This window comes from Enterobacter sp. HG048 (genome assembly GCF_024702055.1).
In the GTDB taxonomy this organism is placed as follows: domain Bacteria; phylum Pseudomonadota; class Gammaproteobacteria; order Enterobacterales; family Enterobacteriaceae; genus Enterobacter; species Enterobacter dykesii.
On record NZ_JANLIZ010000027.1, the window covers coordinates 21017 to 29304 of the forward strand.

Annotated in this window: 7 protein-coding genes and 1 pseudogene; all 8 read right to left on the bottom strand. The window is 51.8% G+C overall.

Going from position 1 to position 8288, the window contains the following annotated elements; genetic code table 11:
* Nucleotides 1-64 precede the first annotated feature (64 nt).
* The gene (rpoB, locus tag NUX24_RS21160; protein WP_023334099.1) at nucleotides 65-4093 is read right to left on the bottom strand and encodes a DNA-directed RNA polymerase subunit beta; all 4029 of its coding nucleotides are present in this window, start codon (nucleotides 4091-4093) and stop codon (nucleotides 65-67) included.
* Between the two features lie 319 nt (nucleotides 4094-4412).
* A complete protein-coding gene (gene rplL / locus NUX24_RS21165; RefSeq protein ID WP_006176746.1) occupies nucleotides 4413-4778 on the bottom strand; it encodes a 50S ribosomal protein L7/L12 in 366 nt (121 codons plus the stop codon).
* A 66-nt stretch (nucleotides 4779-4844) separates the two neighbouring features.
* Nucleotides 4845-5342 carry a 50S ribosomal protein L10 gene (gene rplJ, locus NUX24_RS21170; protein WP_001207203.1) on the bottom strand — a complete coding sequence of 166 codons (498 nt, stop codon included), beginning with the start codon at nucleotides 5340-5342 and terminating at the stop codon, nucleotides 4845-4847.
* Between the two features lie 291 nt (nucleotides 5343-5633).
* Nucleotides 5634-6338, bottom strand: a complete 705-nt coding sequence (gene rplA, locus NUX24_RS21175) for a 50S ribosomal protein L1 (RefSeq protein ID WP_006810530.1) — start codon at nucleotides 6336-6338, stop codon at nucleotides 5634-5636.
* 3 nt (nucleotides 6339-6341) lie between these two features.
* The gene (gene rplK / locus NUX24_RS21180; RefSeq protein WP_008503452.1) at nucleotides 6342-6770 is read right to left on the bottom strand and encodes a 50S ribosomal protein L11; all 429 of its coding nucleotides are present in this window, start codon (nucleotides 6768-6770) and stop codon (nucleotides 6342-6344) included.
* Between the two features lie 156 nt (nucleotides 6771-6926).
* Complete coding sequence (nusG, locus tag NUX24_RS21185; RefSeq protein ID WP_002438628.1) at nucleotides 6927-7472, bottom strand: transcription termination/antitermination protein NusG; 546 nt, start codon at nucleotides 7470-7472, stop codon at nucleotides 6927-6929.
* 1 nt (nucleotide 7473) lies between these two features.
* Nucleotides 7474-7857, bottom strand: a complete 384-nt coding sequence (gene secE, locus NUX24_RS21190; protein WP_014068449.1) for a preprotein translocase subunit SecE — start codon at nucleotides 7855-7857, stop codon at nucleotides 7474-7476.
* 228 nt (nucleotides 7858-8085) lie between these two features.
* Nucleotides 8086-8288: pseudogene (tuf, locus tag NUX24_RS21195) on the bottom strand (elongation factor Tu); the annotation flags it as partial.

Sequence of the window (8288 nt, forward strand, 5' to 3'; positions counted from 1 at the left end):
CGTCGGAGTTAGCACAATCTGGTGCCGGGGGTAACCCGGCACCAGTGACCTGTTTGAGCGAGAATTACTCGTCTTCCAGTTCGATGTTGATACCCAGCGAACGAATCTCTTTCAACAGTACGTTGAAGGATTCTGGCATGCCCGGCTCCATCTGATGGTTGCCGTCCACGATGTTTTTATACATCTTGGTACGACCGTTCACGTCATCAGACTTAACGGTGAGCATTTCCTGCAGGGTGTATGCCGCGCCGTATGCTTCCAGCGCCCACACTTCCATCTCCCCGAAGCGCTGACCACCGAACTGTGCCTTACCACCCAGCGGCTGCTGAGTAACCAGGCTGTAAGAACCGGTAGAACGAGCGTGCATCTTGTCGTCGACCAGGTGGTTCAGTTTCAGCATGTACATGTAACCTACGGTTACCGGACGCTCGAACTGTTCACCGGTACGGCCGTCAAACAGCGTAATCTGACCAGACGTTGGCAGACCACCCAGTTGCAGCAGCTCTTTAATTTCAGCTTCTTTCGCACCATCGAAGACCGGCGTTGCGATTGGCATACCTTTTTTCAGGTTCTCAGCCAGACGCAGCACTTCTTCATCGCTGAAGGTATTCAGGTCGACTTTCTGACGCACGTCGGTACCCAGATCGTAGGCACGCTGGATGAATTCGCGCAGTTTCGCGACTTCTTCCTGCTGCTTCAGCATGGCGTTAATCTTGTCGCCGATACCTTTCGCAGCCATACCCAGGTGAGTTTCCAGGATCTGACCGATGTTCATACGAGACGGTACGCCCAGTGGGTTCAGTACGATATCTACCGGCGTACCGTTAGCATCGTGCGGCATATCTTCGATCGGGTTGATCTTAGAGATAACACCCTTGTTACCGTGACGACCTGCCATCTTATCACCAGGCTGGATCTGACGTTTAACGGCCAGATACACCTTAACAATCTTCAGCACGCCTGGTGCCAGATCGTCGCCCTGAGTGATTTTGCGGCGTTTCGCTTCGAGTTTTTTCTCGAACTCGTGTTTCAGTTCGTCATACTGCTCAGCCAGCTGTTCCAGCTGATTTTGTTTCTCTTCGTCGGTCAGGCCCAGTTCCAGCCAGCGATCGCGTGGCAGTTTGTCGAGCTTCTCAGCTTCAACGCCACCGGCAACCAGCACCGCATAGATACGGCTGAACAGACCCGCTTCGAGGATCTGCAGTTCTTCAGACAGGTCTTTCTTAGCCTGTTTGAGCTGCATCTCTTCGATTTCCAGCGCACGCTTATCTTTCTCAACGCCGTCACGGGTGAAGACCTGAACGTCGATAACCGTACCGGAAACACCGTTTGGTACGCGCAGAGAAGAGTCTTTAACGTCAGACGCTTTCTCACCGAAGATTGCACGCAGCAGTTTCTCTTCTGGCGTCAGCTGGGTTTCACCTTTAGGCGTAACCTTACCAACCAGAATGTCGCCACCGGTCACTTCCGCACCGATGTAAACGATACCGGATTCATCCAGTTTGGAGAGCGCAGCTTCACCCACGTTAGGGATGTCAGCGGTGATCTCTTCTGGCCCCAGCTTGGTGTCACGGGACACACACGCCAGTTCCTGAATGTGGATGGTGGTGAAACGATCTTCCTGAACCACACGCTCGGAGACGAGGATGGAGTCTTCGAAGTTGTAACCGTTCCACGGCATGAACGCTACGCGCATGTTCTGACCGAGCGCCAGTTCACCGAGGTCGGTGGACGGGCCGTCTGCCAGCACGTCGCCGCGCTCAACTGGCTCACCCAGAGATACGCAAGGCATCTGGTTGATACAGGTGTTCTGGTTAGAACGGGTGTATTTGGTCAGGTTATAAATGTCGATACCTGCTTCGCCCGGATACATCTCGTCTTCGTTAACTTTGATAACGATACGGGATGCATCGACGTACTGAACAGTACCGCCACGTTTAGCAACCGCAGTAACACCGGAGTCAACGGCAACAGCACGTTCCATACCGGTACCAACCAGCGGCTTATCAGCGCGCAGAGTTGGAACGGCCTGACGTTGCATGTTCGCACCCATCAATGCACGGTTGGCGTCATCGTGTTCCAGGAACGGGATCAGGGACGCACCGACGGATACCACCTGCTGGGTGGATACGTCCATGTAGTCAACCTGGTCGCGGCTGAACAAGCTGGATTCGCCTTTGCTACGGCAGGTAACCAGATCTTCTACAAAGTGGCCTTCGTCATCCAGGTTGGAGTTCGCCTGAGCGATAACGTAGTTGCCTTCTTCGATAGCAGACAGGTAGTGAATTTCGTCGGTTACAACACCGTCGGTCACTTTACGGTACGGGGTCTCGAGGAAACCGTATTCGTTAGTCTGTGCGTACACGGACAGGGAGTTGATCAGACCGATGTTTGGACCTTCAGGCGTTTCGATTGGACATACGCGACCGTAGTGCGTCGGGTGTACGTCTCGAACTTCAAAGCCTGCGCGTTCACGGGTCAGACCGCCTGGGCCGAGTGCAGAGATACGACGTTTGTGCGTAATCTCAGACAGCGGGTTGTTCTGGTCCATGAACTGAGACAGCTGGCTTGAACCGAAGAACTCTTTCACTGCTGCAGAAATCGGCTTGGCGTTGATCATATCCTGAGGCATCAGGGTATCCAGATCGCCCAGAGACAGACGCTCTTTCACCGCACGCTCTACACGTACCAGGCCAACGCGGAATTGGTTTTCCGCCATTTCGCCTACGGAACGGATACGACGGTTGCCGAGGTGGTCGATATCGTCCACTTCGCCTTTACCGTTACGGATATCGATGAGCTTCTTCATCACTTCGATGATGTCGTCTTTGCTCAGGATACCGGAACCTTCGATTTCGTCGCGCAGCAGAGAACGGTTGAACTTCATACGACCAACCGCGGACAGATCGTAGCGGTCTTCGGAGAAGAACAGGTTCTCGAACAGGCTTTCCGCCGCTTCGCGAGTTGGTGGCTCACCAGGACGCATCATGCGGTAGATTTCGACCAGCGCGCTCAGACGATCGGTGGTTGGGTCGACGCGAATAGTCTCAGAGATATACGCACCGTGGTCCAGATCGTTGGTGAACAGCGTTTCGATACGTTTGTGACCAGACTGGCTCAGCTTAGCCAGCAGATCCAGGCTCAGCTCCATGTTCGCTGGGCAGATCAGCTCACCCGTTGACTCGTCAACGTAATCTTTCGCGGCTACTTTTCCTGCAATGTACTCAACCGGAACTTCGATGAGTTTGATATCATCTTTTTCCAGCTGGCGGATGTGGCGCGCGGTGATACGGCGACCTTTTTCCACATACACTTTGCCGTCGGCTTCGATGTCGAACGACGCGGTCTCACCACGCAGACGTTCCGGCACCAGCTCCATCTGCAGCTTGTTGTCGCGGATTTCAAAGATCACTTTCTCAAAGAACAGGTCCAGGATCTGTTCAGTGGTGTATTGCAGCGCACGCAGAATGATGGTTGCAGGCAGCTTACGACGACGGTCGATACGGACAAACAGGTTGTCTTTCGGATCGAACTCGAAGTCCAGCCATGAACCACGGTAAGGAATGATGCGTGCGTTATACAGTACTTTACCGGAAGAGTGTGTTTTACCTTTATCGCTGTCGAAGAAGACGCCCGGGCTACGATGCAGCTGGGAAACGATAACACGCTCAGTACCGTTGATAACGAAAGTACCGTTGTCCGTCATGAGTGGAATTTCACCCATGTAGACTTCTTGTTCTTTAATGTCTTTAACGGTGCCTTCCGGCGCTTCGCGCTCGTAGATCACCAGACGCAGTTTTACGCGCAGCGGTGCGGAATAGGTCACGCCACGGATCTGACATTCCTGAACGTCAAACACCGGTTCGCCAAGGCGGTAGCTGACGTACTGCAGCTCGGAGTTACCGCTGTAGCTCTGAATCGGGAACACGGAGCGGAAGGCTGCTTCCAGACCGTACTGCCCTTCAGGATCTTGCTCGATAAACTTCTGGAACGAGTCAAGCTGGATAGAAAGGAGATATGGAATGTCCAGAACTTGTGGACGTTTACCAAAATCCTTACGAATACGTTTTTTCTCGGTATAGGAGTAAACCATAGGGTTCCTCAGCTCGCTGACAAGTCGACCCATCTGTCCGACGAAGGGACAGTTTGTGCAACACCATTTTGTGGACCGGAAAATTGAATACTTTCCGCAATACCTGTTGCTATCACGCTTAAATCATTTCGTCGCGATTTACACAGAGCGAGCACCCTGTCGCAATATATTAAGTCGTCGATAGAAACATGCATTGTCAGGACAATCAGCAGTCAAACAGTGTGAAATGCTACTGATGCCTTACAGCGCAAAAAGGCTGGTGACTAAAAAGTCACCAGCCATCAGCCTAATTACTCAGGCTGCAACCAGAAAAGTTGGCTTATTTAACTTCAACTTCAGCGCCAGCTTCTTCCAGAGATTTTTTCAGTGCTTCTGCGTCGTCTTTGCTCACGCCTTCTTTCAGCGCAGCTGGAGCAGATTCTACCAGGTCTTTAGCTTCTTTCAGACCCAGGCCAGTCGCGCCACGTACTGCTTTGATAACAGCAACTTTGTTAGCGCCAGCAGCTTTCAGAATTACGTCGAATTCAGTTTTTTCTTCAGCAGCTTCAGCCGGGCCCGCAGCTACAGCTACAGCAGCAGCAGCAGAAACACCGAATTTTTCTTCCATTGCAGAAATCAGTTCTACAACGTCCATTACGGACATAGCTGCAACTGCTTCAATGATTTGATCTTTAGTGATAGACATTTAAATTGTTCCTGAAAATCAGAATAAGTTTATACGTAAGCGAATGCTTTATAAAGATAACTGCGATTAAGCAGCTTCTTTCGCATCGCGAACAGCAGCCAGAGTGCGAACCAGTTTGCCAGCCGAAGCTTCTTTCATGGTTGCCATCAGGCGTGCAATTGCTTCTTCGTAGGTCGGCAGGGTTGCCAGGCGATCGATTTGCGATGCCGGGATCAACTCACCTTCAAAGGCTGCAGCTTTGACCTCAAATTTTGCATTCGCTTTCGCGAACTCTTTGAACAGACGAGCAGCAGCGCCCGGGTGTTCCATAGAGTATGCAATCAGGGTCGGACCAACAAACGTGTCTTTCAGGCACTCGAACTGAGTACCTTCAACTACGCGACGCAGCAGGGTGTTACGAACAACACGCATGTATACGCCAGCTTCACGACCTGCTTTACGCAGTTCAGTCATTTTGTCTACAGTAACGCCACGGGAATCCGCAACTACTGCAGACAGCGCGCCTTTGGCTACTTCGCTGACTTCAGCAACAATCGCTTGTTTGTCTTGAAGATTTAAAGCCATTAGCTTTGCTCCTGGATGTTTGCCGGAACTCATGTTCCGGAACTCACTTCACTCTCCCCAACGGAAAGAGCGTCTTAATACGGTGAGCAGAAACAAGCCAGAGTATCCAAAAATAATCTTAGCGTTCTGTCACCGTCTACGCAGGGGATTAAGTCTCTTGCGAAACACCTGCGGTCTTCGACGGAGGCCTGGATTAGGCCAGGCTCCAACGAACAAATCTTTTAGCCGCTAACTTTCGTTAGCAAACGTGGGGGTAAGATTGTAGACAAAATCACCGCCCACGTAAAGGCATTAGTTTGCAGCAGCGCTCAGGCCAGCCTGGTCAACTGCAACACCTGCACCCATGGTGGTGGAGATGCTAACTTTCTTGATGTACACGCCTTTCGCCTGAGTTGGTTTTGCTTTTTTCAGCGCAACCAGCAGAGCTTCCAGGTTTTCTTTCAGTTTGTCAGCGTCAAAGTCCACTTTACCGATGGTGGTGTGGATGATGCCGTTTTTGTCGTTACGATAACGAACCTGACCTGCTTTAGCGTTCTTAACCGCTTCAGCAACGTTAGGAGTTACAGTACCAACTTTCGGGTTAGGCATCAGGCCGCGTGGACCCAGAACCTGGCCCAGCTGGCCAACAACGCGCATTGCATCTGGAGAAGCAATAACAACGTCAAAGTTCATTTCGCCTTTCTTGATCTGATCAGCCAGATCTTCCATACCTACCAGTTCAGCGCCGGCAGCTTTAGCAGCTTCAGCGTTTGCACCCTGAGCAAATACAGCTACGCGAACGGAACGGCCAGTACCGTGTGGCAGTACAGTTGCGCCACGAACGTTCTGATCGGATTTACGCGCGTCGATGCCGAGGTTAACGGCAACGTCAACGCTTTCAACGAACTTAGCAGTTGCCAGTTCTTTCAGCAGAGCGATAGCTTCGTTGATGTCGTACTGTTTGGTCGCATCAACTTTGTCACGGATCACGGACATGCGCTTGGTCAGTTTAGCCATTTCTTAGTCCTCCACTACCAGGCCCATGGAACGTGCAGTACCTTCGATTGAGCGAGTCATCGCTTCAATGTCGGCACCAGTCATGTCGGCAGCTTTGGTCTGCGCGATTTCCTGCAGCTGAGCGCGGGAAATTTTACCCACTTTGTCTTTGTTCGGTTTACCGGAACCAGACTTGATACCAGCCGCTTTCTTCAGCAGAACTGCTGCTGGAGGGGTTTTGGTAACGAAAGTGAAAGAACGGTCAGCGTAAACAGTGATTACGACTGGGATTGGCAGACCTTTTTCCAGGGATTCGGTTTTGGCGTTGAACGCTTTACAGAATTCCATGATGTTCACACCCTGCTGACCCAGAGCTGGACCAACTGGTGGACTTGGGTTCGCCATACCAGCTGCAACCTGCAGCTTGACGTAGGCTTGTACTTTCTTAGCCATTCTAAAATCCTCTGATTGGGTGATAGCGCCTCAGGGAGGCTCCCCGTGAATAAAATTCGTTTTACGGGCCGGGGCCCATAAAAACAAAAGGCGCGAAATTGTATTCCAATCTCGCGCCCTGTGCAACGATTAAATCGCCGCTTTTTTGATCGCTGCTTAGGCTTTTTCGACCTGCGCAAAGTCCAGTTCTACCGGGGTCGCACGACCAAAGATAGAAACAGAAACTTTCAGGCGGGACTTCTCGTAGTCCACCTCTTCAACGACGCCATTAAAGTCAGCAAACGGACCGTCGCTAACACGAACCATTTCACCCGGCTCAAACAGCGTTTTAGGACGCGGCTTATCACCCACCTGCTGCAGGCGGTTCATAATCGCATCAACTTCTTTGTCGCTGATTGGCGCCGGACGGTCAGACGTGCCGCCGATAAAGCCCATCACGCGCGGTACGCTGCGCACCAGGTGCCAGCTCGCGTCGTTCATCACCATCTGAACCAGCACGTAACCCGGGAAGAATTTACGCTCGCTTTTGCGACGTTGGCCGCCACGGATCTCAACCACTTCTTCGGTCGGAACCATAACTTCGCCAAATAACTCTTCCATGTTGTGTAATTTGATATGCTCACGCAGCGACGTTGCTACGCGGCCTTCAAAACCGGAAAACGCCTGAACGACGTACCAACGCTTTTTAGGGGCTTCAGACATCTTAGAACCTCAGGCCAGTAATAAAGGAAACCAGGCGAACCAGAATACCATCCAGTCCCCACAGGATCAGTGACATTACCGCAGTTACTGCTGCCACGATCAGCGTGGTGTGCAGTGTTTCCTGGCGAGTCGGCCAAATGACCTTGCGGACTTCGGTACGCGCTTCACGTGCAAAAGCAACGGTTGCTTTACCTTTAGTCGTCAACAGCGCGACACCGCCCGCTGCAGCAATCAGAATCACCACTGCCAGCGCGCGGAGCGGCAGCATCATGTCACGATAAAGATAGTTGCCAACGATTGCCACAATCAGCAGCACGGCAACAGCGACCCACTTCATCGCTTCCAGGCCGCGCCCGCTCCCTTGAGCTTCGGTATTCGCACTCATAAACCAACCTGTCAGAAGAATTCTACAAATAATTTCACCCCGCGATTGCGAGGCGAGCCAAATCGAAACGCTAATCCCTTTATGGATTATACGCTCTCTGCAGAGCCTGTCTCAGCAATGATTATGACAAAAATAATCACTGATGAGCCAGGTTCTGATGTGAAAGCGTGCAAAAAGGGCATCAAATGATGCCCTTTTCATGCGCATTGCGTCAAATGTTATCAGCGATTAGCCGAGAACTTTAGCAACCACGCCCGCGCCAACGGTACGGCCACCTTCACGGATTGCGAAACGCAGACCGTCGTCCATCGCGATTGGGTGGATCAGAGTCACAACCATCTTGATGTTGTCGCCTGGCATTACCATCTCAACGCCTTCTGGCAGTTCGATGGTACCGGTCACGTCAGTTGTACGGAAGTAGAACTGTGGAC

Coding starts and splice junctions, on each gene's coding strand:
- rpoB (WP_023334099.1), bottom strand. CDS start 4,093: ATGGTTTACTCCTATACCGAGAAAAAACGTATTCGTAAGGATTTTGGT.
- rplL (WP_006176746.1), bottom strand. CDS start 4,778: ATGTCTATCACTAAAGATCAAATCATTGAAGCAGTTGCAGCTATGTCC.
- rplJ (WP_001207203.1), bottom strand. CDS start 5,342: ATGGCTTTAAATCTTCAAGACAAACAAGCGATTGTTGCTGAAGTCAGC.
- rplA (WP_006810530.1), bottom strand. CDS start 6,338: ATGGCTAAACTGACCAAGCGCATGTCCGTGATCCGTGACAAAGTTGAT.
- rplK (WP_008503452.1), bottom strand. CDS start 6,770: ATGGCTAAGAAAGTACAAGCCTACGTCAAGCTGCAGGTTGCAGCTGGT.
- nusG (WP_002438628.1), bottom strand. CDS start 7,472: ATGTCTGAAGCCCCTAAAAAGCGTTGGTACGTCGTTCAGGCGTTTTCC.
- secE (WP_014068449.1), bottom strand. CDS start 7,857: ATGAGTGCGAATACCGAAGCTCAAGGGAGCGGGCGCGGCCTGGAAGCG.